Source organism: Methylotuvimicrobium buryatense 5G (assembly GCF_000341735.1).
Lineage (GTDB): Bacteria > Pseudomonadota > Gammaproteobacteria > Methylococcales > Methylomonadaceae > Methylotuvimicrobium > Methylotuvimicrobium buryatense.
This window is the reverse complement of the sequence record NZ_KB455575.1, coordinates 2,910,571-2,935,586: the sequence shown is the minus strand read 5'-3', so window position 1 is coordinate 2,935,586 and position 25,016 is coordinate 2,910,571. Positions and strand designations below refer to the sequence as shown.

At 49.0% G+C, this 25,016-nt stretch carries 26 protein-coding genes; 20 read left to right on the top strand and 6 right to left on the bottom strand.

Annotated features, from left to right (window positions below):
• Nucleotides 1–3 precede the first annotated feature (3 nt).
• Both METBU_RS0113190 and METBU_RS0113185 read left to right on the top strand, forming a co-directional pair.
• Complete coding sequence (locus METBU_RS0113190; protein ID WP_017841075.1) at nt 4–690, top strand: endonuclease/exonuclease/phosphatase family protein; 687 nt, start codon at nt 4–6, stop codon at nt 688–690.
• A 51-nt stretch (nt 691–741) separates the two neighbouring features.
• Nucleotides 742–960, top strand: a complete 219-nt coding sequence (locus METBU_RS0113185; RefSeq protein WP_017841074.1) for a hypothetical protein — start codon at nt 742–744, stop codon at nt 958–960.
• 357 nt (nt 961–1,317) lie between these two features.
• Here the strand turns inward: METBU_RS0113185 and METBU_RS0113180 are convergent, their stop codons facing one another.
• Complete coding sequence (locus METBU_RS0113180) at nt 1,318–2,277, bottom strand: GNAT family N-acetyltransferase (protein ID WP_017841073.1); 960 nt, start codon at nt 2,275–2,277, stop codon at nt 1,318–1,320.
• Nucleotides 2,278–2,459: 182 nt separating this feature from the next.
• Here METBU_RS0113180 and METBU_RS24095 point away from each other — a divergent pair, with 182 nt between their 5' ends.
• Nucleotides 2,460–2,744, top strand: a complete 285-nt coding sequence (locus METBU_RS24095) for a LapA family protein (RefSeq protein ID WP_017841072.1) — start codon at nt 2,460–2,462, stop codon at nt 2,742–2,744.
• 522 nt (nt 2,745–3,266) lie between these two features.
• On the opposite strand, the gene METBU_RS25305 is transcribed toward METBU_RS24095, so the two are convergent.
• The 4 genes from METBU_RS25305 to METBU_RS0113155 all read right to left on the bottom strand — a co-directional run bounded on the left by METBU_RS25305 (nt 3,267) and on the right by METBU_RS0113155 (nt 7,609).
• Nucleotides 3,267–3,650: a hypothetical protein gene (locus METBU_RS25305; RefSeq protein ID WP_051056245.1), complete on the bottom strand. Its 384-nt coding sequence runs from the start codon at nt 3,648–3,650 to the stop codon at nt 3,267–3,269.
• A 147-nt stretch (nt 3,651–3,797) separates the two neighbouring features.
• Nucleotides 3,798–5,759 carry a transglutaminase TgpA family protein gene (locus tag METBU_RS0113165; protein ID WP_017841070.1) on the bottom strand — a complete coding sequence of 654 codons (1,962 nt, stop codon included), beginning with the start codon at nt 5,757–5,759 and terminating at the stop codon, nt 3,798–3,800.
• A 3-nt stretch (nt 5,760–5,762) separates the two neighbouring features.
• Nucleotides 5,763–6,707 (bottom strand): DUF58 domain-containing protein, encoded by a 945-nt coding sequence (locus METBU_RS0113160; protein WP_017841069.1) that lies wholly within the window; start codon nt 6,705–6,707, stop codon nt 5,763–5,765.
• The gene (locus tag METBU_RS0113155) at nt 6,704–7,609 is read right to left on the bottom strand and encodes an AAA family ATPase (protein ID WP_017841068.1); all 906 of its coding nucleotides are present in this window, start codon (nt 7,607–7,609) and stop codon (nt 6,704–6,706) included. Before METBU_RS0113155 ends, METBU_RS0113160 begins: the two co-directional genes overlap by 4 nt.
• Before the next feature lie 197 nt (nt 7,610–7,806).
• On the opposite strand from METBU_RS0113155, the gene METBU_RS0113150 reads away from it, so the two are divergent.
• Nucleotides 7,807–8,148, top strand: coding sequence for a TraR/DksA family transcriptional regulator (locus METBU_RS0113150; protein WP_017841067.1), 342 nt, complete (start codon nt 7,807–7,809; stop codon nt 8,146–8,148).
• Between the two features lie 144 nt (nt 8,149–8,292).
• On the opposite strand, the gene METBU_RS24085 is transcribed toward METBU_RS0113150, so the two are convergent.
• On the bottom strand, nt 8,293–8,508 hold the full coding sequence (locus tag METBU_RS24085) for a DUF7230 family protein (RefSeq protein ID WP_017841066.1): 216 nt from the start codon (nt 8,506–8,508) through the stop codon (nt 8,293–8,295).
• A gap of 76 nt (nt 8,509–8,584) precedes the next feature.
• Between METBU_RS24085 and mnmG the strand changes: the two genes are divergently transcribed.
• The 16 genes from mnmG (at nt 8,585) to METBU_RS0113065 (ending at nt 25,011) form a co-directional block, all read left to right on the top strand.
• Nucleotides 8,585–10,453 carry a tRNA uridine-5-carboxymethylaminomethyl(34) synthesis enzyme MnmG gene (gene mnmG / locus METBU_RS0113140; protein ID WP_017841065.1) on the top strand — a complete coding sequence of 623 codons (1,869 nt, stop codon included), beginning with the start codon at nt 8,585–8,587 and terminating at the stop codon, nt 10,451–10,453.
• Entirely contained in the window at nt 10,453–11,082 is a 630-nt protein-coding gene (rsmG, locus tag METBU_RS0113135) for a 16S rRNA (guanine(527)-N(7))-methyltransferase RsmG (RefSeq protein ID WP_017841064.1), read from the top strand. The genes mnmG and rsmG overlap by 1 nt, the downstream gene beginning before the upstream one ends.
• Nucleotides 11,083–11,086: 4 nt before the next feature.
• Nucleotides 11,087–11,854, top strand: a complete 768-nt coding sequence (locus METBU_RS0113130) for a ParA family protein (RefSeq protein ID WP_026130214.1) — start codon at nt 11,087–11,089, stop codon at nt 11,852–11,854.
• Between the two features lie 7 nt (nt 11,855–11,861).
• Nucleotides 11,862–12,734, top strand: a complete 873-nt coding sequence (locus METBU_RS0113125) for a ParB/RepB/Spo0J family partition protein (protein ID WP_017841062.1) — start codon at nt 11,862–11,864, stop codon at nt 12,732–12,734.
• Nucleotides 12,735–12,897: 163 nt separating this feature from the next.
• Nucleotides 12,898–13,257 (top strand): ATP synthase subunit I, encoded by a 360-nt coding sequence (locus METBU_RS0113120; protein WP_017841061.1) that lies wholly within the window; start codon nt 12,898–12,900, stop codon nt 13,255–13,257.
• 24 nt (nt 13,258–13,281) lie between these two features.
• The gene (atpB, locus tag METBU_RS0113115) at nt 13,282–14,058 is read left to right on the top strand and encodes a F0F1 ATP synthase subunit A (protein ID WP_014146838.1); all 777 of its coding nucleotides are present in this window, start codon (nt 13,282–13,284) and stop codon (nt 14,056–14,058) included.
• Nucleotides 14,059–14,100: 42 nt separating this feature from the next.
• Entirely contained in the window at nt 14,101–14,391 is a 291-nt protein-coding gene (atpE, locus tag METBU_RS0113110) for a F0F1 ATP synthase subunit C (RefSeq protein ID WP_014146839.1), read from the top strand.
• Between the two features lie 42 nt (nt 14,392–14,433).
• Entirely contained in the window at nt 14,434–14,907 is a 474-nt protein-coding gene (locus tag METBU_RS0113105) for a F0F1 ATP synthase subunit B (RefSeq protein WP_017841060.1), read from the top strand.
• A gap of 5 nt (nt 14,908–14,912) precedes the next feature.
• The gene (locus METBU_RS0113100; protein ID WP_017841059.1) at nt 14,913–15,446 is read left to right on the top strand and encodes a F0F1 ATP synthase subunit delta; all 534 of its coding nucleotides are present in this window, start codon (nt 14,913–14,915) and stop codon (nt 15,444–15,446) included.
• Between the two features lie 16 nt (nt 15,447–15,462).
• Complete coding sequence (gene atpA, locus METBU_RS0113095; protein WP_017841058.1) at nt 15,463–17,004, top strand: F0F1 ATP synthase subunit alpha; 1,542 nt, start codon at nt 15,463–15,465, stop codon at nt 17,002–17,004.
• A gap of 12 nt (nt 17,005–17,016) precedes the next feature.
• Complete coding sequence (gene atpG, locus METBU_RS0113090) at nt 17,017–17,883, top strand: F0F1 ATP synthase subunit gamma (protein ID WP_017841057.1); 867 nt, start codon at nt 17,017–17,019, stop codon at nt 17,881–17,883.
• A gap of 45 nt (nt 17,884–17,928) precedes the next feature.
• Nucleotides 17,929–19,311 carry a F0F1 ATP synthase subunit beta gene (gene atpD, locus METBU_RS0113085; RefSeq protein WP_017841056.1) on the top strand — a complete coding sequence of 461 codons (1,383 nt, stop codon included), beginning with the start codon at nt 17,929–17,931 and terminating at the stop codon, nt 19,309–19,311.
• A 21-nt stretch (nt 19,312–19,332) separates the two neighbouring features.
• Nucleotides 19,333–19,755: a F0F1 ATP synthase subunit epsilon gene (locus METBU_RS0113080; protein WP_026130213.1), complete on the top strand. Its 423-nt coding sequence runs from the start codon at nt 19,333–19,335 to the stop codon at nt 19,753–19,755.
• A gap of 78 nt (nt 19,756–19,833) precedes the next feature.
• Nucleotides 19,834–21,204: a bifunctional UDP-N-acetylglucosamine diphosphorylase/glucosamine-1-phosphate N-acetyltransferase GlmU gene (gene glmU, locus METBU_RS0113075; RefSeq protein WP_017841054.1), complete on the top strand. Its 1,371-nt coding sequence runs from the start codon at nt 19,834–19,836 to the stop codon at nt 21,202–21,204.
• 1 nt (nt 21,205) lies between these two features.
• Nucleotides 21,206–23,035, top strand: coding sequence for a glutamine--fructose-6-phosphate transaminase (isomerizing) (gene glmS, locus METBU_RS0113070; protein ID WP_017841053.1), 1,830 nt, complete (start codon nt 21,206–21,208; stop codon nt 23,033–23,035).
• A 719-nt stretch (nt 23,036–23,754) separates the two neighbouring features.
• The gene (locus METBU_RS0113065; protein ID WP_017841052.1) at nt 23,755–25,011 is read left to right on the top strand and encodes a metallophosphoesterase family protein; all 1,257 of its coding nucleotides are present in this window, start codon (nt 23,755–23,757) and stop codon (nt 25,009–25,011) included.
• The last annotated feature ends 5 nt before the right edge of the window (nt 25,012–25,016 follow it).

Below are 25,016 nucleotides of genomic sequence, written 5' to 3'. Positions count from 1 at the left end.
AACATGCGAATTATTACATGGAACTGTAATTTGAAATTAAATGCTAAATTCGACTCGATTGAAGCACTAGCACCGGATATTGCAATTATTCAGGAATGTGAGCAACTTGACCGTAATCACTTCCCAGCCGCCACTTATTTATGGACTGGGCGCAATCCAAAAAAGGGTATGGGGGTTATCATGTTTAACCATCAAGCCGAGATTGATAATATTTTCAGCGATAAATTTATCTATTGCCTGCCAGTGAATATCGATGGTGGTCGGTTAAAAATCTTGGCAACATGGGCATACAATCATCGCGCCAGTAAACAGTTTGGTGATGAATATCAAGGTTATCTATTACCAGCTCTTAATCATTATCAACCTTGGCTTGATGCGGAAAACGTTATTGTCGGCGGGGATTTCAATCATTCCAAAATATGGGATACGCCAAGAAGTAACAATAAATTTGCTGAAATCGAGAGCTGCCTGGTTAACCAAGGCTTGATGAGCAGTTATCACCTTTTCAGCGATGAATCAACCGGCCAGGAAAGCCTCTCAACATTCTTTCATACGAAGAATTCAAACAAAGGCTATCACATTGATTATCTTTTTCAGAATTTGACAAAAAACCCCGTCGTTACGGTCGGTAACTTTTCTGACTGGATTCAACTTAGTGATCATATGCCGCTGATTGTCGACCTAAATTAATCTATTTTTAGTAACAAAATTTTAAAAAAAATAAAAAGATAAGGAAAACTAATGTCCAAATACTTGGAGTCGTTACTACAAGGTGCTGAGCCTAGCATTATCACAGAGATTTTTTTCTGGCTTATAGTGTTGTGCTTATTTGTCGCGGTTTATTTTCGCAAAATAGGTAAAGGACATGTGTTCGTTAATTATTCAGCGACTTTGTTAACCTCGTTGGGTATTTTAGGAACATTTATTGGCATCGTGATGGGAAATCCGGAAGAGCCTTAAAATCGATTGAGGTCAGTTAAAGGTTTCGACCTTTACCCCATAGGTGCCAACTTAGTGCCTACTCTATGGCGCATTTGTGGCTTTATTCGTCATATCGACATGGATTGCCGATATCCAGGTGACATGATTGTGAAGATAAGCATTGCCATCCCTGGCCCTGGATTCCGCCAATCCCTGGCGGAATGACGCGTTTTTCCTTATGTTGGCGCCTATGGGCATACCTCCCACCCTGGATAGGGCGAAATTTCTCAAACTGGGAATCTCTGGAATAAGGAACCGAACCCGGGTTTTTGTCGGAAGATGCTCGCTGTGCATGATATAGTCAAAAAAGCTGAGATCTAATCTGCGGTTTAATCTTCATATTCCGAGCGCCCGAAATTCGGTGCAGGGTCGGCTGCGTTGCCAGATGCGGTCGAACTCTTCGTAGAGCTGTCTTTTTCGGGCGGGATGATTGGGGCTCCATTCGCCTTGGTAGCGTTCTGCACTTAGACGGAATAAGTAACCGTCTCGGTCGTTGATTAGAAATGTCGACGAGTATTGCAGGTCTTCTCGCTCGACCGGTGTTCGGAATTGAAACGACGAAGGCAGTCTTTGCGCCAAGTCGATTAACGGGTGGGGTTTGCCGCGTGCGGTAAACGTGTCTTGCACGATGATTTGTACGCAACCGTCACGGCTGTTGATCGCGAATTGTCTAAACGCTTCAACGACGTCGTTGTGTCCGTATAAAACATGTTCCAGATCGCGGGTATAAATGCAGATTTGGCGTCGTGCTTCGGCTATGAGTCGAATGGCCGACTCGAGGTGGGCTTCCAGGTTGTCAAGTTTTTCTGTCGGAACCGATGGCTTGCGCGGCTTGGCTGACGGCCGTGTTCTTTTGGCAAGCGGCGTAAGCGTCATGCTCATGCGCTGAAATTCGTTGCCGGCTACGCTAAATACTTTACCTTCGCCGACAAATCCGAACTTTTGAAAAAATCCGCTAGCGCTCGTTGGTGTATCTAGGGTTACTTGTGTGAGTCCTTGCTTTTGCGCTCTTTCGATGAGCGCTCTTAATAGCGATTGGCCAACGTCCTGATTACGCCATTGATGTAACACGGCGATTCGGCCGATGTGTCCTTCCGGCGTCAGTCGACCTGTGCCGACCGGATTATGATGATTGTCGCGGGCGATGACGTGATGGCTATGCGGGTCTTTGTCGTCTTGTTCGAGGTCGGCGGGGATGTGTTGTTCGATTATAAAAACCGAGTCGCGCACGGCGCGAAGATCCTTGAAATCGGCTTTATAATCGGCGGGTTCGATGCGGTAGTCGGACAGTTTCATAAATCACCGGAGCTTGTTGGGTCATTGAGTTGTTGAGTCATTTAAAGAGATCATCTGCTTGAATGGTCTATGCTGCCAAAATCGATGGCGTTGAGCTATTGTTTTTTTCAAATGGGCTAAATTCGATTAAGCTGCTAAAAATAAAAACTTGATGAATCGTTTCTGTGTAAGGAGGGTAAGGTATGAGATATGTTTATATTGGCTTGATTGTGTTGGTGAGTTTGACTGTTTTGTTGTTCAAAATACAAAACCTGGAAGTCGTGACGGTTTCTTTGTTGTCGGTTAGCGTTACGATGCCGGTGTCATTGATGGTTATCGTGATCTATTTTCTGGGCATGGTGACGGGGGGATCTTTGTTGTCGCTGCTGCGGGTATTGATACAGGGAGCTAAATCGGAGAACGAAGAGAAGGATAAGGAGGGGGATAAAGATGGTGAAAAAGCTGATCAGAAAGCCGGCGAAGATTAGAGGATTGCGGTTTGGTTGGGCAGGTGAGTTTCATTGAATTTGAAATCACCTAACTAAAGTATACCCATCGGAGATCAAAATTCGGCTCCGGGGAGCCCGTCAAAGGACACCGTGAATACGTCCCTGTAGGCGCTATGCCAGCTCCATGCCGGTCCCTCGCCTAGCGTTAGGTGAGGGGCCGAGCACCCGAGGCTCCCTCCGGCACTGCCGAAATTTGAAGTGCGAAAGGTATCCATAGCCAATGGGCTATGGAAGTTAGGGGCTGGGTGAGTATGTCCGTGTAGGCTTCAATGCCACTAAGTTAAGCCGTTCGTGGTGAGCCTGTCGAGCCATGGACGGCTTAACTTATCGACTCGGACTTCTCCATTCACCCTTCGACAAGGCTCTCCTGAGCGCAACCGAAGGGCTCAGGGCGAACGGAAAAGTCCTTAACTTAATGGCAGTGCCGTGTAGGCTTGGCGGCGGTAATCCCTGCCGGAATGACGGATTTACGTTAACTTAGTGGCAGAGCGACCGATGCGATCATTGTCGTTCTTCAAAGGCCTTGATAGCATCTTGCACCGAATCAAACTGAGGAATTTCATCCTCTGGGGCAGCCTGTTTTTTCGGCTTGGTTTTTTTGGGTTTTACTTCCGATGGGCTCGGCGTTTCGGGTTCTTGGCTCGTTCCTACCATCTTGGATCGTTCAAGCCTGGCTTGTTCCGCACGAATTTTACGATTGCCTTCTCCGTACATGGTCATGACTACCATGATCATGACGGTTGTAATAATAACAACTGTAAACCGAGTCGGTTCTTTCATAAAAAACAGTGGCCATTTCGGTTTAATTAGGCCGGCGATAAAAAAAATGAGCGTAAAAATTCCTAAATTAAAGGAATAAAATATCAACATGTCTAGCGTGTCCATCGTGTGTTCTTCCCGCTTAGCTAACTATTTAATAAAAATGCATTAATATCATCTTCGCGACTTATTGCAATACTGGCGATGCATTTTAATCGTTTCAAAGCTTTATGGAAATTGTCATGTCGACAACGGGAAAAATTTATTTTCTGGTTATCTTCGGCGAATCTTAAGTCGGTCGACTCGTTCGCTTAGCCGATTCAAGTCTGCTTGCGACGATTCTTTTTGATAGCGCAATTTAATGAATAAACCGGTGATTTCGTCTATCGCCGCAGCTTGATCCGGATACGCTTCCTTGCTCCGTTTAGCGAAATCGATAGGTCCTTCGCCAGCTTTTCTTTTTAGGCCGGCCTTGCCGAGCCGGGCGCAGAACCGGCGATAGCAGCGCAATACTTTGTCGGCGGTTTTTTCTTTACGCGATAACAATAGCCAGCTGAGTATCGCGGTGAATAAAGCGCCAAGTCCGATCAGCCAAAATAGCATTTGTTTTAACGATTCTATTCCGAGCGAGGCTAAAAATTGGGTCTGATTGGCGGAATGATAATTGATGACCCAGCGCTGCCAGTTGTAATCGACGCTGCTCCATAATTGCCGGGCTTGTTTAAGCCAGTCGAGCTGCCGAGCCAAATCGCTGTCGGCAGAGAAAAAGCTGATGTTTCGGCTGGCAATTTGTTGTTCGATATTGACGTTTTGTTCGATTCTTTCCGGGGCCACTGCGGCCGTCGGGTCGACGCGCACCCAGCCTCGGTTTTTCAACCAGACTTCTGTCCAGGCGTGGGCGTCGGCTTGTCTTATTTCCAAAAAATTGCCGACCGGGTTCAAGACCCCGCCGTGATAGCCCGTGACGACGCGTGCAGGAATGTTCGCAACACGCATCAGGTAGGTGAAGGCGGCTGCATAATGGCTGCAAAACCCGCTTCGGGTCTCGAATAAAAAAGTTTCGATCGGGTTGTTTTCCATTAACGGCGGCGTCAGCGTGTAGCTGAAATTTTCTTGATTGAAATGTTGTAGGACACGGTCGACGAATTGTTCGGGCCGTTTATCGAAACCGCCGAGTCGTTTGACTAGCGAGGTTATTTTTTGAGATGTCGGTCCCGGTAGTTGTGTATTGGTGCGTAACTTATGGGCTTCGAGCGTTCCGGTGCGGTAGCTGGGATAAGATGTGATGGGGTATTCGGCGCGCTTGTCGGGGTTGCCGCTTCGAGTTAGCAGATATTCCGAATTCATGCGCAGTTGCGGCGGGTAGTCTCCGGCCATTTCCAGCGCGAATACCCAGTTGTTATTTTGAGGTTCGAGTAATAACGTATAGCGATAAGCCGGTTCGCTGAAATCCGGTTCGGCGGCGGCCGTATAGGTATAGTGTTTCGCTGCGGTCCAGCGTTTGCCGTCGGTGACGGAAAACACCGGGCCGCGCCAATAGCGCAGTCTATTCGGCGGTATCTGACCTTGAAAACGGACGCGGAACACCAGTTCGTCCGAAAAGCTGAGGTCGCTGATCGAGCCGGGCTCCATGCTGTCGCTGAGCCCTGTTTTGGCGCGGCTTTTATCTTCGAAAAGCATCCAGCGAGGCGCTTCGACTCTCGGAAAAAAAACGAACAGCACGATCGCAAGAGGCAAAGCTTGCGCCAGGATGACGGCTGCTGTTTTCAGTGCGTTTAAGGTGTTTTGCCGGCGGCTGTTGATTGCGACCAGCGTGCCCAGTAGCACGCAGCAAACGAACAGAATATAGCCCGCCATTGCGATGCTTTGTTCGTATAAAAATTGCGAAGCGGCAACGATGAATGCCAGAAAAACAATCAAATATAGATCGCGTTCTTGTTTGATTTCGAGAAGTTTCAATGCCAGTGCGGTCATGAACAGCCGGGTTCCGGCATCACGGCCGAAGAGGCCTTGATGCTGCGAATAAAGCAGGACGAGGCCGCCTACGGTCAACAAAAACAGCAAGAATTTGCCGGGCAAGCAGCTTGGCTTCCAAATGCCGATGAAGCGCCAGGCCAACAGTAATGCGAAGAATCCGAAAGTCGAAGCCGGAATGTGATAGATATGCGGTAGCGCAATCAATCCGACCGAAATCAGTAGAAACAATAAGATATTTTTTTCGATATCGACGGGCATAATCTAAAACAGGGCGAGAGCTTCGAGGCATTGAGTCAGGTGAGCAGGACCGATGCCGAGGCCGATTTTTTGGCCGGGTAGTTTAAGGCCGTAACGAAGCCCCGCTTTTTCCGCATCGAGAACCCAGCGGCACAGCCGGCTCAGGCGTTCCTCGTTGCCGTAACCTGCGCTGGCTTCGTAATGGAGCCACAGTTCATCGCCTTGCTCGCCGCTGTATTGCTTGCTGAAAAGCCCCTGGCCTTTGGCGTAAGCTTTCCAGTGGATGCGTTTGATCGAATCGCCGCGTTGATATTCTTGGAGGCCGTAAAAGTCGTCGGTTCCTTTTTCGGTTTTACCTTGATCCGATGAGCCGCCGCCGGTTTCGGGAAAGGGAATTTCCTGCGGCCAGGGTTTCGGGTAAACCAACACCGATAGATTAAAACGCAATGGCGACCAGGCGCGGAAGAGGCCGAGCGGATAACCGCTCGATAGGGTAATCGTTCCGCAGGTTTGATGGCCTCGATGTTCGGTCGGAGCATACAGTCTGGCGGTTTTTTTCTCGTAGGGCTCAAGGGTCGTTTGGGTTTTGTCATACAAATCGATTTCGAGGCTTGGCCGTGGAACAGGGGTCGGATTGTCGATATGAATTTGGAATACGGCGCGTTCGCCGGCGAATACCGGCTTGCATTGTCCTTTTCGAATCAGCAGGCCGGCTAAGGCTTTGTAACTATGTAGGATGCCGATAAAAAATACGCTGGCCAGCAAGAAAGTGAGAAAATAGGCGAGGTTGTTGTTATAGACGAACGCGATCAGCAGCAACAGTAGGATTAATACGACAAAGCTCAGGCCGCGCTTGGACGGCAAAATAAAGATTCGGCGCTGGTTCAGTAAAATGGCCTCATCGGACGGTTTTTCGCCGGCAAAAAAACGGCTTAACCGGAAACGGTCCTTGAGCGACAGAGTATTCAAAGCACGTTCACGCGTTCGAGTATCGGTGCGACGACCGCGGCGGAATCCTGGCTGGCGGAACGCAGGCGGTGGCCGGCGACAGCCGGAAGTACCGCCTGTACATCTTCGGGTAACACTGCATCGCGGCTGTCCATGAACGCCCAGGCTTTAGCGGCATTGAGCAGGGATAAGCCGGCACGCGGCGACAGACCGCAAGGGTAGTCGGGGAATTCGCGGGTAAATGTGATGATATTCTGCATATAATCCAGTAGTGCACTTGAAACATGTACGGTGTTGACCTGCTGTTGGATGTTTTTGAGCGGTTCGGGCGGTAATTCGGTTTTAAGATTTTCAATCAAATGATACCGCGACTGTCCGCTCAATAATTCTCGTTCCGCGTTGCGGTCCGGATAACCCAGTTCGATGCGCATCAAAAAACGGTCCAGTTGCGACTCGGGTAAGGGAAATGTGCCGATTTGATGAGCGGGGTTTTGCGTTGCGATCACGAAAAACGGCGAGGGCAGGCGATAGGTTTTGCCTTCGACCGTGACTTGTTGTTCCTCCATGGCTTCCAGTAAGGCGCTTTGTGCTTTAGGCGTCGAGCGGTTGATTTCATCGGCCAGAATCATTTGATTGAAGATCGGTCCCGGATGAAACTTGAAGCTGCGATCTTCAGGGTCGAAGATCGAGGCGCCGATAATATCGGACGGCAGAATATCGCTGGTAAATTGAATGCGTTGATAATTCAATCCCAGCAATTTAGCCAGCGTATGCGCCAGTGTGGTTTTCCCGACGCCGGGTATGTCTTCGATCAGTAGATGGCCTCGAGCCAACAGGCAACATAAGGCTAAACGGATTTGATGTTGTTTCCCGAGAATGATTCGATTGGCGGAGTCCAGTAAAGGAGCGATTGGGTTTTGCATGAGGAGATGATTGTTGTGCGAAGTGGATTATTAATTTTTTCGGCGTACCTCGATAGACATACCCCACTCCCTAAGATCGGCGAAACTGCTCAAACTGGGAATTGTTGATAAGATAAAGTCTCATGAGAATGAATGCCGAAGTTAATGGTACTATGCTATTTACAACTATAGTTTAAAATTAATGTCAGGGTAGAGCTGTGAGTGAATACGAGGAAGTCCGCGAAAATTTGATCGAAATGCTCGAGGAACTTGATGAGCGGCTGAGCAAAATTACCGAGGACGTCAAACATACCGATGAGCCGTTATCGCAAGATTTCGGTGAACAGGCCGTACAAACCGAGAATGATGAAGTATTGGATTATTTAGGCAATACGACCCGGGCGGAGATGTTTAAAGTCAGGCATGCGATTGATCGGATAGACGATGGCGAATACGGTTCTTGCGAAAACTGCGGGGTGAAGATTAACAAGGAGCGGCTGAAGGTTTTACCTTTTGCCAATTTGTGCATTCAATGCGCGGAAAAAGCGGAAAAACGATAGCTAAATCCTTTTGATTGAAAAAACTGTCTACGGATTTGGTCGTAAATAACTTCTCTACATCCATGTAACTCAGTAATTACCGAGAAGCAAAAATCTGCCTTGCTGCCGACATCCTCGCTAGCCACACCCCATACCTTCATAAATTTAACCAATTTTTGAGTATAAAAAGGTATTTTCGATGGAGAAGCCTTTACCGATAGCGTCCATGGACATTATCGGTAAAGGCTCCCTGCCTTGGTGTTTGGCTTTGCGGCGGTATTGGGTTTTGTCGCGGAATATTTGGGCTTTGTTAAACTGATGTGCGTGCTTGGCAACCAAGTTGTTTTGCGCGTTGGGTGCCGGTTTTTTAGGCTTTTTCATAAATAAACTCCTGAATAATTTTGGACAACGCCTCTTTACTATTTAAAATAGCGCTTTATTTGAGCATTAAAAGCCTGTGAAATTCAAAAAAAATTTTGACGTCATCGTGATCGGCGGCGGTCATGCCGGAACCGAGGCCGCATTGGCGGCCGCCCGAAGCGGCGCGCAAACCTTATTACTCACCCAAAATATCGATACCTTGGGGCAGATGAGCTGTAATCCGGCGATCGGAGGTATCGGGAAAGGGCATCTCGTCAAGGAAATCGACGCGCTCGGCGGCATCATGGCCGAGGCGATCGATCATGCCGGCATTCAGTTTCGTATTCTAAACGCCAGTAAAGGTCCTGCGGTCAGAGCGACTCGCGCGCAAGCCGACCGTAGTCTTTATAAGCAATACGTGCGTAGTGCATTGGAAAATCAAGCGAATTTGGCCTTGTTTCAGCAAACGGTTGCCGATTTGATCGTCGAAGGCGGTCGGGTTGCCGGTGTTAAAACCCAAATGGGGCTCGAATTTCGCGCGCGCGCCGTAGTCTTGACCGCCGGGACGTTTTTAGCCGGACGTATTCATATCGGACTGGAAAATTATACCGGCGGGCGTGCCGGCGACCCGGCTTCGGTCGAGTTGGCCGAGCGTTTGCGCGAGTTGCCATTCCGAGTGGACCGATTGAAAACCGGCACGCCGCCGCGCATCGACGGTCGCACGATCGATTACAGTCGATTGGAAAAACAATTCGGCGACGATCCGGTTCCGGTTTTTTCGTTTTTGGGCAAACGCGAGCAGCACCCGCGTCAAATCCCTTGCTTTATCACGCGAACCAATAGCCGAACGCATGACATCATTCGGTCCGGTCTGGACCGTTCGCCGATGTACACCGGTGTGATCGAAGGCATCGGGCCGCGCTATTGTCCGTCTATCGAAGATAAGATCGTACGTTTCGCCGATCGCGATTCGCATCAGATTTTCATTGAACCGGAAGGCTTGAATACGAACGAGATTTATCCGAACGGTATTTCAACCAGTTTGCCGTTTGATGTGCAATACGAATTCGTAAGATCGATGCTCGGTTTCGAAAACGCCGAAATCATTCGTCCGGGCTATGCGATCGAATACGACTTTTTCGACCCGCGGGATCTTAAGTCGTCATTGGAAACCAAGCATATGCCGGGTTTGTTTTTTGCCGGGCAAATCAACGGCACGACCGGCTATGAAGAAGCTGCCGCGCAAGGCTTGATCGCAGGGCTCAATGCTGCGCGCTTGGTTCGCGACCAGGAAAGTTGGTGTCCGGCTCGCGACGAGGCATACATCGGCGTTATGATCGACGATTTGATCACGCGCGGCACGCAAGAGCCGTACCGGATGTTTACCAGTCGTGCCGAATACCGGCTGTTGCTGCGCGAAGATAACGCCGATCTACGCTTGACCGAAATCGGCCGCGAGTTAGGCTTGGTCGGCGACGAGCGTTGGCGCACTTTCGAACATAAGCGTGAACAAATTGGTGCTTTGCGAACAGAACTGTCGAAAAAATGGCTTCGGGCCGAAACGGAAGAAGCCAAACAAGCTGAAGCGTTTTGGGGCAAGCCGTTGCAGCGCGAAGTCAACTTGATGGATTTGCTGCGCCGTCCCGAAGTGGATATCGAGAGGCTGTTGACCTTTATCGAGCGGGATGAAACTCCGGGGCAGGTGTCCGAGCAAGTCGCGATACAGGCCAAATATTCGGGTTACATCGACAGGCAGCAGACTGAAATCGACAAGACCAAGCGTTACGATCATTTACGTTTGCCGGAAACGATCGATTACCGGAACGTCTCGGGGCTTTCAAACGAAGTTTGTGAAAAACTCAGAAAACAACAGCCGGAAACGCTGGGACAGGCTTCGCGAATTCCCGGCGTGACGCCGGCGGCGATATCCTTGTTGCTGGTCCATTTAAAGAAGAAAAGCGCCTGATGGATACTTGCCGGAAACGACTTCAGGCCGGTCTCGATGAATTAAACTTAACGCTTAGCGACGAACAGACCGACCGCTTGTTGAGGTTCATCGGACTGATCGATAAATGGAATAAAGCATTCAATCTAACCTCGATCCGTGACCAAGAAGCGATGGTAAGTCTGCATCTGCTCGATAGTCTTGCGGTTTTACCTTATGTTACCGGGCAAACGGTCATCGATATCGGGACGGGCGCAGGATTACCAGGCATTCCGTTGGCCGTTTGCCGGCCGGATAAAACTTTCACGTTATTGGATAGCAATAGCAAAAAAACCCGTTTCGTGCAGCAGGCCGTTTTGGAGTTGAAATTGGCCAATGTTCAGGTTTGTCATGGCCGAGTTGAGAGTTTTACGTCTGAACATTTGTTCGATACGGTCATTACGCGAGCGTTTACTAATTTGCCCGACATGCTGAAAATGACCGGGCATTTGATCGCGCCGGGCGGCGTATTGTTGGCGATGAAAGGTCAGTATCCCGAGCAGGAGTTGCAGCAAATCGGAGGTGACGCGACAGTGATACCGATACGGGTTCCGGGAATAGAAGCGCAGCGATGCCTGATTCAAATTAACAAGCCTACGCAGCGGGAGTGAACGAGTGGGAAAGGTGATAGCAGTTACCAATCAAAAAGGCGGGGTCGGTAAAACGACGACCAGTGTTAATCTGTCCGCGGCTTTGGCGGGCGCGAAACGGAAAGTATTGCTGGTGGATCTCGACCCGCAAGGTAATGCGGCGATGGGGTGCGGCGTCGATAAAGACGAGGTGCAATATTCCAGTTACGACCTGTTGTTGGAGGATGTGCCGGCGGCCGAGACCGTCGTTAAGCAGGAGTCTTGCGGCTTTTCGATCATTCCGGCCAATTCGGACTTAACTGCGGCCGAAGTTAATATGCTGCAGGTCGATCGTAAGGAGCGTCGCTTGGCCGAAGCCTTGCAGCCGATCAAGGATCAGTACGACTATATCTTGGTCGATTGTCCTCCGTCATTGAATATGTTGACCTTGAATGCGATGGTCGCGGCCGATAGCGTGCTGATACCGATGCAATGCGAATATTACGCGTTGGAAGGCTTGTCGGCGCTGATGTCGACATTGAGAAACATCCAAGGTTCGGTGAATCCCGGGTTGCATCTCGAAGGTATTTTAAGAACGATGTTCGACAATAGAAGTCGCTTGACCAAAGACGTCTCCGATCAATTGGTTGAATATTTCGGCGATAAGGTTTTTCGCACTACGATTCCGCGCAATATTCGCTTGGCCGAGGCGCCGAGTCATGGCTTGCCGGTGATGCAATACGATAAGTCGTCGCGTGGCGCGTTGGCTTATATTGCATTGGCCGGTGAAATGATTAGAAAAGAGAAAAAATAAGATAATTATGGCGGTACAAAAAAGAGGTTTAGGCCGGGGGCTTGATGCGTTATTGGGCGATGCGCCACCTGCGACAGAGAAAAAAAACGAATTGCAAAAACTGCCGATCGAATGGTTGCAGCGCGGAAAATTTCAGCCCAGAAAAGATATCGATCCGGAAAAAATTAAGGAATTAGCCGATTCGATCAAGGCACAGGGCATCATCCAACCGATTGTTTTGCGTAAGATCGGCGATGAGCGTTATGAGATTGTTGCCGGTGAGAGGCGATGGCGCGCAGCGCAATTGGCAGGTTTGCAAGAAGTGCCGGTAGTCGTGCGCGATATCGACGACAAAGGCGCGATGGCTATCGCGTTGATCGAAAATATTCAACGCGAAGATTTGAATCCGCTTGAAGAGGCCGAAGCCTTAAAAAGGCTACTTGAGGAATTTGAGCTGACGCATCAGCAAATCGCCGATGCGATCGGCAAATCCCGCGCGACAGTGACCAACTTGCTTCGTTTGATGGAATTACAGCCGGAAGTCAAGCAGCTTTTAATCGATAAACAAATCGAAATGGGACATGCCCGGGCCTTATTGCCGCTGAGCCGCGACTTGCAGATTCAGGCGGCGCAGAAAATTGCGAAACAAAACCTTTCGGTTCGGGCGGTGGAAAAACTGATCAGGGATTTGCAGACCGAGCCGCAGAAAAACGAACCGGTTGAAGTCGACCGCGATACCCTTCGACTGCAGGACGATTTAACGTCGAAACTCGGCGCGAAAGTCTCGATCAATCATAAGAAAAACGGCTCCGGCAAACTGGTGGTGGCTTATTCGAGTTTGGAACAATTGGACGGGATTATCGAGCAGCTCAATTATTCGGAAAATAGGATTACCGATTAATTTCGTTTGTCCGGGATAAGGGAAAAACCGGAAAATAAAGCGATCGAGTGGCTTATTCGGGTGATGAATCGTTGCAAAGAAGGAAATGCTCTGTTCCTTTTTCGTCCTTGATTAAATGAAGCCTCATCGCTATAATCCACAGGTTGTTGTATCTGGAGCTGGTGTGACGGACGAAAAGATTTCTACAGTCGAAAAAATCTTGATTTTACAAGCGTTCATCATTATCGCGATATCTTCCGGATTTGCAGTGGTTTCGGGGCTGCAGAGTGCTAAATCGCCGTTTTTAGGCGCATTAGCCGCGTTTATACCGAATCTATACTTTGCTTTGCGAATCCTTAGGGCGAGCGGGCAAGGCGCCAAAAAAATCATGAATTCGTTTTATGCCGGCGAATCGGGAAAGCTCATATTGACAGCTGTGCTGTTTTTTTTGATTTTTCAAATTCCGAATATCAATATTTTAACGCTGCTATTGGGGTATATAGCAGTATTGTCCGTATTTTGGTTTGCGCTAATTATGCGCTGACGATTTCAATTCGAGAGAGGAAAGATGGCTACTGAAGCCCATGCAGCCGAAGGGGCAACCGGATATATCGTTCATCATTTGACACCGTTGAGTGTCGGTGAGGGTTTCTGGACTTTGCATTTGGATACTCTGTTTTTTTCCGCCGTGTTGGGCGGATTGTTCATTTGGTTTTTTAAAATGGCGGCCGAAAGAGCCACTTCCGATGTCCCGGGATTGGTGCAAAATTTTGCCGAAATGATGATAGAGTTCGTCGATTCACAGGTTAAAGACAGCTTTCACGGCAAAAGCGAATTGATCGCGCCATTGGCTTTGACGATTTTCTGCTGGGTCTTCTTATTTAATTTCATGGATTTGTTCCCGGTCGATTTGTTACCGATGATCGGCTCGATGATGGGTATCGAATATCTTAGAGTCGTCCCCAGTACTGATTTGAACGCGACCTTTGCGATGTCTATATCGGTATTTTTCCTGATTATTTTTTACAGCATTAAGGTTAAAGGTCCTTGGGGTTTTGCCAAAGAGTTGATGTTCCAGCCGTTCGGTCCTTGGTTGTTGCCGTTCAATCTTTTGCTTAAATTGGTTGAGGAATTGGCCAAACCGATCTCATTGGCGCTTCGTTTATTCGGTAACCTATATGCCGGTGAATTGATCTTTATCTTGATTGCGCTGCTGCCGTGGGCTATACAGCCGGCGCTAAGTTTTCCGTGGGCGATTTTTCATATTCTGATTATTACGCTACAAGCTTTCATATTCATGGTATTGACGATTGTCTACCTGAGTATGGCTCACGAAGATCACTAATTATTTTGTTACTTTAATTTTAATCATACGTTTGGAGGTATCATGGAAAATTTAGCGTCTTTAATTGCTGATGTTCAAGGCATGACAGCGATCGCTGTCGGACTGGTTTTAGGAATGGGTGCGCTTGGAACCGCTATCGGTTTCGGTTTATTAGGCGGTAAGTTTTTGGAAGGCGCGGCGCGTCAACCTGAAATGGTGCCTATGTTGCAAGTTAAAATGTTCATTGTTGCAGGCTTATTAGACGCGGTAACCATGATCGGCGTCGGTCTGGCATTATTCTTCACATTTGCGAATCCGTTTTTATCTGCTGTTCAAGCCGCTGCCGGTAACTAATAGATCCGGTTTTTTAACTAACAGCAACAAGAGGAACGCATCGTGAGTATCAATGCTACTCTGATTGGACAAATGATTACATTCGCGCTTCTGGTATGGTTTACCATGAAGTTCGTTTGGCCCCCATTGTATCAATCCTTGGAAGAGCGGAAGAAGAGAATCGCCGATGGATTGGCGGCGGCTGAAAAAGGCCAGGAAGAAATGGAATTGGCCGAGAAAAGGGCCATTAATGTTCTCAAAGAAGCCAAAGAGCAGTCTGCGGATATCGTTAATCTGGCGCAAAAACGGGCCAATGAGATTGTCGAGGAGTCCAAAGACGCCGCTAAGAAAGAGGGCGAACGCTTACTTGTCGCCGCTCAAGCGCAGATCGATCAAGAATTGCAGCAAGTCAAAGAAAGTTTGCGCAAGGAAGTTTCTTCCTTGGCATTGAATGCGGCAGAACAAATTTTAAGCGCGGAAATCGATCAAGCCAAACACCAAGAAATCTTGAATAAAGTTTCCAATCAAATAGGTTAAGCACCATGAGCGAACTGGCAACATTGGCGCGGCCTTATGCGGAGGCGGCTTTCAAACGGGCGAAGGAAACCGGCACTACAGCAAAATGGTCCGATAACTTAGCGTTTTTGTCCGCGGTCTTGAGCGACTCTAATATTGCGCTGGCAGCCGATAATCCGAAAATCGCTAAAGAAAGTTTTTTAAACTTGATGCTGGATATCTGCGGCGAACATCTCGATCAGGAAGGTAAAAACTTTCTAAAACTGCTCATCCATAATAATCGGCTGAAATTGGCCGCGCAAATTGCGAAGATTTACGAGCAATTTAGAGCGGACGATGAAGGATACTCCGAAGTTCAGGTCATATCCGCTTACCCTTTGACGGAAGACGAGCAAGGCAATTTAGTGTCCAGATTGGAGCGTTGGCTGAATAAGCAAGTTCGTTTGGATATTTGGAACGACCGGTCGCTGATCGGTGGCGTACTAATCCGTGCCGGAGACAAGGTGATCGACGGAACCGTCAAAGGCCAGCTTCTTCACATGCAGAAAGCTCTACAGTGAGTGAGAGAAAAAGAACATGCAATTAAACCCATCAGAAATCAGTGATCTTATCAAGCAAAAGATCGAAAATTTCGACCTGAGCGTCGAAAGTCATACCGAAGGCACCGTAGTCAGCGTGACCGACGGTATCGTCAGAGTGCATGGGCTTTCAGAAGCCATGCAGGGCGAGATGTTGGAGTTTCCTGGAAATACCTATGGCATGGCGCTCAACTTGGAGCGCGATTCAGTCGGCGCAGTTGTCTTGGGGGCCTACGAGCACATTACCGAAGGCGACACCGTCAAATGTACCGGTAGAATTCTGGAAGTACCGGTCGGCGAAGCATTGCTGGGCCGCGTTGTCGATGCATTGGGTAATCCCATCGACGGCAAAGGCGCGATCAATACTAACGAAACTTCTCCGATCGAAAAAATCGCACCAGGCGTAATCGCGCGTCAATCGGTCGATCAACCTGTGCAAATCGGCCTAAAATCGATCGACTCGATGATTCCGGTCGGCCGCGGCCAACGCGAATTGATCATCGGCGACCGTCAAACCGGTAAAACCGCCATTGCCGTCGATGCGATCATCAATCAAAAAGGCACCGGCATCAAATGTATTTATGTCGCAATCGGCCAGAAGCGTTCTTCGATCGCTAACGTCGTTCGTAAGCTCGAAGAGCACGGCGCGATGGAGCATACCATCGTCGTAGCGGCTTCCGCTTCCGAATCTGCCGCGCTGCAATTCATCGCGCCGTATACCGGTTGTTCGATGGGCGAATTTTTTAGAGATCGCGGCGAAGACGCATTGATCATTTACGACGATTTGACCAAGCAAGCTTGGGCTTATCGCCAAGTATCGTTGTTACTTCGTAGACCGCCGGGTCGTGAAGCTTATCCGGGCGACGTATTTTATTTGCATTCTCGTTTGCTCGAAAGAGCGGCAAGAATCAATGCCGATGAAGTCGAAAAATTGACCAACGGTCAAGTCAAAGGCAAAACCGGTTCGTTGACAGCATTGCCGATCATCGAAACGCAAGCAGGCGACGTATCGGCCTTCGTTCCAACCAACGTGATTTCGATCACCGACGGACAGATCTTCCTCGAAACCGATCTGTTCAACGCCGGTATCCGTCCTGCGGTCAACGCGGGTCTATCGGTATCGCGGGTAGGCGGCGCGGCGCAAACCAAAATCATCAAGAAATTGGGCGGCGGTATTCGTTTGGACTTAGCTCAGTATCGTGAATTAGCGGCTTTCGCTCAGTTCGCGTCCGATCTTGACGAAAGTACGCGTAAGCAAATCGAACGCGGTCAACGCGTGACCGAGTTGATGAAACAAAATCAATATTCGCCGATGTCGGTTGCGCAAATGGCGGTGTCGTTGTTCGCTGCAAACGAAGGCTATCTGGATTCGGTTGAAGTCAATAAAGTTCGGGATTTCGAAGACGCTCTGCAACTTTACATGAAGTCCGAAAAGTCGGAGTTGATGGATCAGATCAATGCAACAGGCGACTTCTCCGATGAAATCAAAGAAGGCATTAAATCCGCCATCGATACTTTCATTAAAACGCATAGCTGGTAAAAGGGTCGTCAAATGGCTGTCGGTAAAGAAATACGCACCAAGATCGGGAGTATCAAAAATACTCAAAAGATCACTCGGGCGATGGAAATGGTCGCTGCAAGTAAAATGCGTAAAACGCAAAACAGAATGCAGGCAACGCGGCCTTACTCGAAAAAAATGGGTCAGATTATCAGACATCTGGCTCATGCCAATGCCGAGTATAAACATCCTTATTTGATTCCGCGTGAAGTCAAACGTGTTGGTGTGATCGTCGTCAGTTCGGATCGCGGGTTATGTGGCGGTTTGAATTCTAATCTATTCCGTAAAACCCTAGTGCAATTTCGCCAATGGGAAAAAGACGGCATTGATGTCGATATTTGCACAATCGGAACCAAGGCTGCCGGTTTTTTCGGTAACTTACAAAAAGTCAATATGGTTGGGCAAGTCGGCAAGCTTGGCGACACGCCGCATCTAAACGATATCATCGGTATCATAAAAATCATGCTCGACGCTTTTGAGGAAGGTCGAGTCGATGAGTTATATGTGATTAGCAATGAGTTTGTTAACACAATGACCCAACGACCGAATGTCGAGAAGCTGCTGCCGGTCATTGCCGACGAACTCGAAGATGAGTTGAAAGGCCATTGGGACTATATCTATGAGCCTGATGCCAAGGAAGTTCTAGATAATTTGCTGACCCGCTATATCGAATCGATCGTGTATCAGGGGCTTGTCGAGAACAATGCTTGCGAACAAGCGGCTCGGATGGTTGCCATGAAAAGCGCTTCGGATAATGCAGGCAAGCTTATCGGCGAACTGCAACTGATTTACAACAAAGCCCGACAAGCCGCGATTACGCAGGAAATTTCCGAAATCGTTGCCGGCGCCGCTGCTGTGTAATGCACAGACGAATTAACAGATTTAAGTATTGAAGAGGACGACAAAATGAGTTTGGGTAAAATCGTTCAGATTATCGGAGCGGTCGTGGATGTCGAATTTCCACGCGAAAGCCTTCCGAAAGTCTATGATGCACTGAAGGTTGAAGACAAGAATCTTGTTTTGGAAGTGCAGCAGCAATTAGGCGACGGCGTGGTTAGATCCATTGCGATGGGTTCGACCGACGGTTTGAGCAGAGGTTTGCAAGTCAGCAATTCCGGCGCGCCAATTGCTGTGCCGGTCGGTCAAAAAACGTTGGGCCGCATCATGAACGTTCTTGGCGAGCCGATCGACGAGAAAGGCGCGATCGGCGAAGACGAAAGATGGGCGATTCACCGCGAAGCGCCATCTTACGATCAGCAAGCCGCCAGCAATGAATTGCTAGAAACCGGCATCAAGGTTATCGACTTGGTTTGTCCGTTCGCGAAAGGCGGTAAAGTCGGTTTATTCGGCGGTGCCGGCGTCGGCAAGACCGTCAACATGATGGAATTGATTCGTAACATCGCTATCGAACACAGCGGTTTCTCGGTCTTCGCCGGCGTTGGCGAGCGTACCCGTGAAGGTAACGACTTCTATCACGAAATGACCGACTCGAAAGTTATCGATAAGGTATCATTAGTTTACGGACAGATGAACGAGCCGCCAGGCAACCGGCTGCGTGTAGCGTTGACCGGTTTGACGATGGCCGAATTTTTCCGTGAAGAAGGCCGTGACGTATTGTTCTTCGTAGATAATATTTATCGTTACACATTGGCCGGTACCGAAGTATCGGCATTATTGGGCCGGATGCCGTCGGCGGTAGGCTATCAGCCTAACTTGGCGGAAGAAATGGGCGTATTGCAAGAACGCATCACCTCGACCAAAACCGGTTCGATCACCTCGATCCAGGCCGTTTACGTACCTGCCGACGACTTGACCGATCCGTCACCGGCTACGACATTTGCGCATTTGGACGCGACCGTGGTATTGTCCCGTCAAATCGCGGAGCTGGGCATTTATCCGGCGATCGACCCGCTTGACTCGACCAGTCGTCAGTTGGATCCTTTGGTTATCGGTCATGAGCATTACAATGTCGCTCGTGCGGTGCAAGGTACTTTGCAACGCTACAAGGAGTTACGCGACATCATCGCGATTTTAGGCATGGACGAGTTGTCGGAAGATGACAAGTTGATTGTATCGAGAGCGCGCAAGATTCAAAGATTCTTGTCGCAACCGTTCTTCGTCGCGGAAGTTTTTACCGGTTCTCCGGGAAAATATGTTTCATTAAAAGACACCATCGCCGGCTTCAAAGGTATTATCGATGGCGAGTACGATCATGTTCCGGAGCAAGCATTCTACATGGTCGGCACGATCGACGAAGCTTTGGAAAAAGCCAAGGGCATGCAAAAATAACCGGACGATGGGAACCGAGAGATGACAATGACCGTACATGTAGACATCGTCAGCGCGGAGCAAGAAATTTATTCCGGCTTGGCCGAAATGGTTTTTGCGCCCGCCGAATTAGGCGAAGTCGGTATCTCGCCGCGTCACGCGCCGATGATTACCAAACTCAAACCCGGTGAAGTCAGGGTCAAGGTCAGCGACAGCGAAAGCTATCCATTCTTTGTTTCTGGCGGCATTTTGGAAGTCCAGCCGCATTTGGTGACGATATTGGCCGATAGCGCGATTCGAGCGAAAGACATCGATGAAGCAGCAGCACTAGAAGCCAAATCCCGAGCCGAGGAAGCATTGTCCGATAAATCCAGCAAGGTCGATTATGCGACCGCTCAGGCACAATTGATGGAAGCGGTCATGCAACTGAGGACTTTGGACAGACTCAGAAAGCGCGGCGGATAACTCCGTGGCTTAAGCCATATAAAAGCCCGATAACGATAAAGCGTTGTCGGGCTTTTTTTGTTTAAAGGAAATGAAAAAATGACATTAACGACTATTATTTTAGCAGCGGGCAAAGGAACGCGTATGCGTTCCGAAATGCCGAAGATTTTACATCGAGTGGCCGGAAGGCCTTTGCTGGAACATGTATACGATACCAGTAAGCAACTTCCCGATAATCGGGTAAATATTGTTTACGGACACGGCGCGGAGCAGGTTCGAAATCGTTTGAGTCACCTCAATGCTCAGTGGATAGAGCAAGTTCAGCAATTAGGCACTGGACATGCCGTGCAGCAAGCCATCGATTATGTCGATGATGACGATACCGTGCTGATTTTATATGGGGATGTGCCTTTATTGAAGTTGTCGACGGTCGAAACGTTGATTGCCGATGCAGGTAGTAATGCCTTAGCATTATTAACGGTCGTGTTGTCCAACCCCACGGGGTATGGCCGCATCGTACGGGACAGCGACAATAGAGTTTTGAAGATCGTCGAAGAAAAAGACGCATCTCCCGAAGAAAAAGCGATACAAGAAGGCAATACCGGTATCATGGCATTGAACGGCGGGCAATTGAAAAAATGGTTAAGCCGTTTGCAGAATAATAATGCACAAAACGAGTATTATCTAACCGACATCATCGAAATGGCTGTCAATGACGGTATCGACATTGTTACATCGCAAGCCGAAACCGAGGACGAGGTGTTGGGCGTCAACAATCGTATGCAATTGGCGCATCTGGAGCGAGTTTATCAAATTGAGCAGGCGAATAGGTTAATGGAGCGCGGAGTTACATTGAGAGATCCTGCGCGTTTCGACATCAGGGGAAGCATCGAGCATTTGGGTACCGATATCGAAATCGACATCAATGTTATTCTCGAAGGTAGCATTAACATAGGCAGTAATGTAACGATCGGCGCAAATACGCTTATAAAAAACTCGATCATTCACGATAATGTCGAAATATTGCCGAATTGCGTGATCGAAAATGCTGAAGTCGGTAAATCTAGCCGTATCGGACCTTTTGCACGGCTAAGACCCGACGCCAAGTTAGCCGATAATGTTCATGTCGGCAATTTCGTCGAAATTAAAAAATCAACAGTCGCGGTCGGCAGTAAAATCAACCATTTGAGTTATATCGGAGACAGCGTCATCGGCAGCGGCGTCAATGTCGGTGCCGGCACGATCACCTGTAATTACGACGGTGTTAATAAGTTCAAGACCGTGATCGAAGATGGCGCATTTATTGGCTCGAATTCGCAATTGGTCGCGCCGGTTACAATCGGTAAAAATTCGACGATAGGCGCAGGGTCGACGATTACGAAAGACACGCCGCCGGAGCAATTGACTCTGTCGCGTGCGAAACAAACCACTATCCCAACCTGGCAAAGGCCGGTAAAAAAGGAGAAATAACATGTGCGGAATCGTGGGCGCAATTGCGCAACGTAATGTAGTGCCGATATTGATCGAAGGCCTGAAGCGCCTTGAATATCGCGGTTACGATTCGGCCGGATTGGCTGTTGTCGAAGATGGTCAGCTGTATCGCAAACGCGAGGTCGGCAAGGTTAGAGGCTTGGAAGCCTTGATCGCTCAGGATGCGATACAAGGCCATATCGGTATTGCCCATACGCGGTGGGCGACGCATGGCAAACCGAGTACCGCGAATGCTCATCCTCATATATGCCGCGACAAGGTTGCTGTCGTGCATAACGGAATTATCGAAAATCATGAGCATTTGAGGAATAACCAGAAAGCGGTCGGTTATGAGTTTACCTCCGAAACCGATACCGAAGTGATCGTCAACGAAATATATGGAGCTTTGGATAGCACGGATAATCTGCTCGGCGCGGTCAAGGCATCGATCAAAAAACTCGAAGGCGCTTATGCGTTAGGCGTCGTTGCAAAGGATCACCCGAATACCTTGATCGCCTGTAGAAAAGGTAGCCCGCTCGTGATTGGTGTCGGCATCGGCGAATATTTTATCGCCTCCGATGTTGCCGCGTTGCTGCCGGTTACGCAGCGTTTTATGTTTCTCGAAGACGGCGATGTTGCCGAAATAACGATCGGTAAAGTCGTCATTTACGACAAGGACGACAACCTAGTCGATCGGCCGATCAAAGAAAGCCAACTCAAAGCCGATTCGGTAGAAAAAGGGCTCTACCGTCATTACATGCTCAAGGAAATCTACGACCAACCTTGGGCGATTTCCGAGACGCTCGAAGGGCGCTTTATCGATAATCGTCTTCAGGAAAACGCCTTCGGCCATAATGCCACTGAGGTATTCGATCAGGTCGAATCGATACAGATACTCGCTTGCGGGACCAGCTATCATGCCGGTTTGGTTGCCCGTTATTGGTTCGAAAAATTAGCCAAGGTACCTTGTAATATCGAAGTGGCCAGCGAATATCGCTACCGTAAACCAATCGTCCCGCCCGGCACATTGGTCGTGACGATTTCGCAATCCGGCGAAACCGCCGATACCTTGGCTGCATTGCAAGAAGCCAAAAAGCTCGGTGCAAAATATTCGCTCGCGATCTGTAATGTTCCGGAGAGTTCGCTGGTAAGAGAATCCGATTTGGTGATGATGACCCGTGCAGGCCCGGAAATCGGCGTCGCGTCGACGAAAGCCTTCACGACGCAATTGGCGACTTTGTTGCTTTTAGTCATTGCCATAGGGAGACGCTTCGGACTGACTAAAGAGATGGAAAACAAAATTTCTTCGGAGCTTTTCAGTCTGCCCGGAAAAATTGAAGCGGTTCTGCAATTGGACGACAAGATCAAACAATTGTCCGAGCAGTTCGCCGAAAAACAGCATGCATTATTTTTGGGTCGTGGGACGCATTACCCGATCGCGATGGAAGGCGCATTGAAGCTTAAGGAGATTTCCTATATTCACGCCGAAGCTTATCCGGCGGGCGAATTGAAACACGGACCGTTGGCCCTGATCGACGCGGAAATGCCGGTGATTACGGTTGCGCCGAACAATAGCCTGCTCGAAAAACTCAAATCGAACATACAGGAAGTCAGCGCCCGAGGCGGTCAATTGATCGTGTTCATGGACGAAACTTTGGCGGCCGAAAACGATGTCAACGTTCAAATAATTAAAATGCCGCCGGTTGAAAACGAAATATCGCCGATCATTTACACGATACCGCTGCAATTGTTGTCCTATCATGTTGCGGTTTTGAAAGGCACCGATGTCGACCAGCCTAGAAATTTGGCGAAGTCGGTTACGGTCGAATAGATAGCAGCAATTCCCAATTTGGGGGTCAAAAAGGGTGTGGGGTGTGCTTGGCTAGGATGTCGGCAGCAGGGCTGATTTTTGCTCCATGCAAAATCTGCATTCACGCCATCCTTGGCGTTCGAGCTGCCGCCAAGCCCCCATGGATGGTTTTACTGTGTTCCTCGACAGGCATACCCCACATCCTAAGATCGGCGAAAATGCTCAAACTGGGAATTGCTGGAATAGATAGCGGAGAATGCACCGAACGGCTAGTTCGTGATAATAAAGTCGTAATTCTTTTAGAAAAATAGGGATATACCTGTATGAGCGATGCAAGGCTCGTACAGGATTCTGTCGTCAAGATTATGATTCCTCATTTCGCATAGGCAAAGGGAGTAGTAGTGCAGCGAATAGTTTGGCTATCGTGGCGTATTCAAGTTATCCTGAAAAAAGTTAGTGACCATGTTATTCATGAGCGCTGGTTTGAAAACGGTGAAATCTAGCTCTTGACCCAAAACCAATTCTATACCCTTTGCGGGTCAAATTTCGGCGCCGGGGTGTCCGTCAAAGGACGCCGTGAATACGTCCATGTAGGCTCTGTGACAGCATCCCTGCTGTCAAAGCCTTTGCCGAACACCCCGGCGCCTCCATGCGTCAATGCCGAAGTTTGAAGTGCGATGGGTATAGTATTGAATAGATGGGAGGGAATTCGTTAGTCACTCACAAAAAGGAACAGATTAGTGAAATTCATACATGCTGCCGACATCCATTTGGATAGTCCTTTAACGGGATTAAGCGCTTATGCTGATGCTCCTGTGGAAATGCTGCGCACGGCGACTCGCGACGCCTTTACCAACCTGGTTACCGAAGCAATTGAGCAACCGGTTGACTTCCTGGTGATTGCCGGAGATCTCTATGATGGCACTTGGAAGGATCACAACACGGGCATTTATTTCTGTAAAGAAATGGGGCGCCTGAAGAAAGCCGGTATTCCGGTTTATCTGCTGTTCGGCAACCATGATGCCGAAAGTGAAATGACCAAAAAGTTGCAATTACCTGATAATGTCTTTGCCTTCGACACCCGCAAACCCTGCACTTTCTGCCTGAATGACCTAAAAGTTGCTCTGCATGGTCGTAGCTTTAAGGAAAAAGAGACCCTAGAGAACCTAGCGACAGGATATCCCGCTCCAGTGCCAGGCATGTTCAATATCGGTGTGTTGCATACAGCTCTTCAGGGCAACGCAGCTCACGCTACTTATGCGCCGTGTAGTTTGGATGAACTTCATGCTAAAGGCTACCACTACTGGGCACTAGGTCATGTGCATGAACATCAAATTTGGGAAGGTGCCTCGACGGTTGTTTTCCCCGGCAACCTTCAGGGTCGTCATATCCGGGAGACCGGGCCGCGTGGAGCGGTTATTGTGACTGCAGATGAGCATGGCATTCAGAACATCGAGCGCCTGTTCGTCGATGTCCTGCGCTGGACCAGTCTGGATGTCGATGCTACCGAGTGCAAAACGTTATCGGAAGTTGTGGCCATCATCGGCAAAGAACTCGACGCAATTGTAGAAAACAGCCCATCTATCATTCCCACAGCAGTTAGAGTCACCGTCACCGGCAAAACGGCCGCTCACGGCGAACTTTTCGGGCTGGAGTCGCAACTGCGTGCCGAAGTCTTAGCCTTGGCAGTCGCCATGGGTACTGAGCGACTTTGGGTTGAAAAGGTCAAGGTGGCCACTTCGGCGGCAGATAATGGCGAGGAGGTTCGAGCCCGAGCCGATGCATTATCCGATTTGCAGGATCTGCTTCAGGCGGCTGAATCAGACGCTGACTTTCTTAAAAGCTTGCAAGATGAACTGCTGGGCTTGGTCAACAAGGCTCCCTTGGAATTGCAAACCACTGTCCCATACTTCAAGGCCATTCGATCTGGCGATCTGGTGAACTTGGTTCGCAAAGTTCGTCCAGGACTGGTGTCTCATTTAGCCAAAGCGGAGTAAGCTGA

Coding starts and splice junctions, on each gene's coding strand:
- METBU_RS0113080 (WP_026130213.1), top strand. CDS start 19,333: ATGACAATGACCGTACATGTAGACATCGTCAGCGCGGAGCAAGAAATT.
- METBU_RS0113165 (WP_017841070.1), bottom strand. CDS start 5,759: ATGCCCGTCGATATCGAAAAAAATATCTTATTGTTTCTACTGATTTCG.
- METBU_RS24085 (WP_017841066.1), bottom strand. CDS start 8,508: ATGAAAAAGCCTAAAAAACCGGCACCCAACGCGCAAAACAACTTGGTT.
- METBU_RS0113185 (WP_017841074.1), top strand. CDS start 742: ATGTCCAAATACTTGGAGTCGTTACTACAAGGTGCTGAGCCTAGCATT.
- rsmG (WP_017841064.1), top strand. CDS start 10,453: ATGGATACTTGCCGGAAACGACTTCAGGCCGGTCTCGATGAATTAAAC.
- glmU (WP_017841054.1), top strand. CDS start 19,834: ATGACATTAACGACTATTATTTTAGCAGCGGGCAAAGGAACGCGTATG.
- atpG (WP_017841057.1), top strand. CDS start 17,017: ATGGCTGTCGGTAAAGAAATACGCACCAAGATCGGGAGTATCAAAAAT.
- METBU_RS0113155 (WP_017841068.1), bottom strand. CDS start 7,609: ATGCAAAACCCAATCGCTCCTTTACTGGACTCCGCCAATCGAATCATT.
- atpD (WP_017841056.1), top strand. CDS start 17,929: ATGAGTTTGGGTAAAATCGTTCAGATTATCGGAGCGGTCGTGGATGTC.
- METBU_RS0113180 (WP_017841073.1), bottom strand. CDS start 2,277: ATGAAACTGTCCGACTACCGCATCGAACCCGCCGATTATAAAGCCGAT.
- atpE (WP_014146839.1), top strand. CDS start 14,101: ATGGAAAATTTAGCGTCTTTAATTGCTGATGTTCAAGGCATGACAGCG.
- METBU_RS25305 (WP_051056245.1), bottom strand. CDS start 3,650: ATGGACACGCTAGACATGTTGATATTTTATTCCTTTAATTTAGGAATT.
- atpB (WP_014146838.1), top strand. CDS start 13,282: ATGGCTACTGAAGCCCATGCAGCCGAAGGGGCAACCGGATATATCGTT.
- METBU_RS0113125 (WP_017841062.1), top strand. CDS start 11,862: ATGGCGGTACAAAAAAGAGGTTTAGGCCGGGGGCTTGATGCGTTATTG.
- METBU_RS0113100 (WP_017841059.1), top strand. CDS start 14,913: ATGAGCGAACTGGCAACATTGGCGCGGCCTTATGCGGAGGCGGCTTTC.
- METBU_RS24095 (WP_017841072.1), top strand. CDS start 2,460: ATGAGATATGTTTATATTGGCTTGATTGTGTTGGTGAGTTTGACTGTT.
- atpA (WP_017841058.1), top strand. CDS start 15,463: ATGCAATTAAACCCATCAGAAATCAGTGATCTTATCAAGCAAAAGATC.
- glmS (WP_017841053.1), top strand. CDS start 21,206: ATGTGCGGAATCGTGGGCGCAATTGCGCAACGTAATGTAGTGCCGATA.
- METBU_RS0113190 (WP_017841075.1), top strand. CDS start 4: ATGCGAATTATTACATGGAACTGTAATTTGAAATTAAATGCTAAATTC.